This is a genomic window from Gleimia coleocanis DSM 15436, from assembly GCF_000159015.1.
In the GTDB taxonomy this organism is placed as follows: domain Bacteria; phylum Actinomycetota; class Actinomycetes; order Actinomycetales; family Actinomycetaceae; genus Gleimia; species Gleimia coleocanis.
On record NZ_DS999539.1, the window covers coordinates 2,205 to 4,778 of the forward strand.

General features: G+C 54.1%; 1 rRNA gene and 1 other annotated feature (1 of these 2 cut by a window edge). The gene reads left to right on the top strand.

Going from position 1 to position 2,574, the window contains the following annotated elements:
- Nucleotides 1-1,884, top strand: a 23S ribosomal RNA gene (locus HMPREF0044_RS08040) (it extends 839 nt beyond the left edge of the window).
- Between the two features lie 4 nt (nt 1,885-1,888).
- Nucleotides 1,889-2,490: a sequence feature (23S ribosomal RNA rRNA prediction is too short), on the top strand.
- The last annotated feature ends 84 nt before the right edge of the window (nt 2,491-2,574 follow it).

A 2,574-nucleotide genomic window follows, 5' to 3' on the forward strand; every position in this document is an offset into this window, starting at 1 on the left:
AGTTTTTGGTTGACTTTGGTGTTGAACAGGTTGGGAAGCCTGACCGGAGTGCGTGATAGTCGTGTAAGCGCGAGTTGACCTTTGCTTGGACTTGATACCCGAGTAGCAGCGGGCTCGTGGAATCTGCTGTGAATCTGCCCAGACCACTGGGTAAGCCTAAATACTACAAGGTGACCGATAGTGCATAGTACCGTGAGGGAATGGTGAAAAGTACCCCGGGAGGGGAGTGAAATAGTACCTGAAACCGGATGCCTATAAGCCGTCAGAGCCAGTCGCCCCTTTTTTTTGGGGTGTGGTGATGGCGTGCCTTTTGAAGAATGAGCCTGCGAGTTAGTGGTATGTGGCAAGGTTAACCCGTGTGGGGGATCCGTAGCGAAAGCGAGTCTTAACTGGGCGTTTTAGTCGCATGCTCTAGACCCGAAGCGGGGTGATCTACCCATGGCCAGGTTGAAGCAGAGGTAAGACTCTGTGGAGGACCGCACCCACCTAGGTTGAAAACTGGGGGGATGAGCTGTGGGTAGGGGTGAAAGGCCAATCAAACTCCGTGATAGCTGGTTCTCCCCGAAATGCATTTAGGTGCAGCGTCGTGTTTATCCTGCTGGAGGTAGAGCTACTGGTTGGTTAATGGGCCATTGCGGTTACTGAGGTCAGCTAAACTCCGAATGCCAGTTAGGTTAGTGCACGGCAGTGAGACTGCGGGGGATAAGCTTCGTAGTCGAGAGGGAAACAGCCCAGATCATCGGCTAAGGCCCCTAAGGGTGTGCTGAGTGGGAAAGGATGTGGAGTTGCATAGACAACCAGGAGGTTGGCTTAGAAGCAGCCACCCTTGAAAGAGTGCGTAATAGCTCACTGGTCAAGTGATTCCGCGCCGACAATGTAGCGGGGCTTAAGCACACCGCCGAAGCCATGGCACTCACACTATTAGGTGTGGGTGGGTAGGGGAGCGTCGCGTGTTGGGGTGAAGCTTGGGTGTAAACCCTGGTGGACTACACGCGAGTGAGAATGCAGGCATGAGTAACGATTAGGCGGGTGAGAATCCCGTCCGCCGATTGACTAAGGGTTCCAGGGCTAGGTTTATCCGCCCTGGGTTAGTCGGGTCCTAAGGCGAGGCCGACAGGCGTAGTCGATGGACAACCAGTTGATATTCTGGTACCGGTGTTAGATCGACAAATACTAATCCATTAAAAGCACGAACGCAGTAAACAATCCTTGTTTCTTCGGAAACATGGTTTGGAGCTTGTCTTTGTGTGGCTGGTGGTGCGGTAAGCGTATTAACAGGGGGGACGCAGAGTGGTAGCCCACGCTGGCCGGTGGTTGTGCCAGTTCAACGTCGCAGCCCGTTTCCTAGGCAAATCCGGGAGACATGAGGGTGAGGACGGATAAAACAACACCTACAGTGTTGTTGTGGGGGAGCCTGAGCTGCCTAGAAAAGCCTCGACGCGAGAGCTAACACCGCCCGTACCCTAAACCGACACAGGTGGTCAGGTAGAGTATACCGAGGCGTGCGAGTGAATCATGGTTAAGGAACTCGGCAAAATGCCCCCGTAACTTCGGGAGAAGGGGGACCCCGCCCGGACACTCACGTCAACGTGAGACTGATTTGGGAGGGGTCGCAGTGAATAGGGAGAAGCGACTGTTTACTAAAAACATAGGTGCGTGCGAAGCCGTAAGGCGATGTATACGCACTGACGCCTGCCCGGTGCTGGAAGGTTAAGCGGAAAGCTCAACACCCTCGGGTGTGAAGGTTTGAAGTTAAGCCCCAGTAAACGGCGGTGGTAACTATAACCATCCTAAGGTAGCGAAATTCCTTGTCGGGTAAGTTCCGACCTGCACGAATGGCGTAACGACTTCTCCGCTGTCTCAACCATGAACTCGGTGAAATTGCAATACGAGTAAAGATGCTCGTTTCGCGCAGCAGGACGGAAAGACCCCGGGACCTTTACTATAGCTTGGTATTGGTAGCCGGTTGTGTTTGTGTAGGATAGGTGGGAGACTATGAAACCCGCACGCCAGTGTGGGTGGAGTCAACGTTGAAATACCACTCTGATACAAACGGTTATCTAACCCAGGTCCGTAATCCGGATCAGGGACAGTGCCTGGTGGGTAGTTTAACTGGGGCGGTTGCCTCCCAAAAAGTAACGGAGGCGCTCAAAGGTTCTCTCAGCCTGGTTGGTAATCAGGTGTCGAGCGTAAGTGTAGAAGAGAGCTTGACTGCGACACTGACAGGTGAAGCAGGTACGAAAGTAGGAACTAGTGATCCGGCCGTGGTTCGTGGAAACGCGGTCGCTCAACGGATAAAAGGTACCCCGGGGATAACAGGCTGATCTTGCCCAAGAGTCCATATCGACGGCATGGTTTGGCACCTCGATGTCGGCTCGTCGCATCCTGGGGCTGGAGTTGGTCCCAAGGGTTGGGCTGTTCGCCCATTAAAGCGGTACGCGAGCTGGGTTTAGAACGTCGTGAGACAGTTCGGTCCCTATCCGCTGCGCGCGCAGGAAACTTGAGAAGACCTGTCCCTAGTACGAGAGGACCGGGACGGACGAACCTCTGGTGTGCCAGTTGTACCGCCAGGTG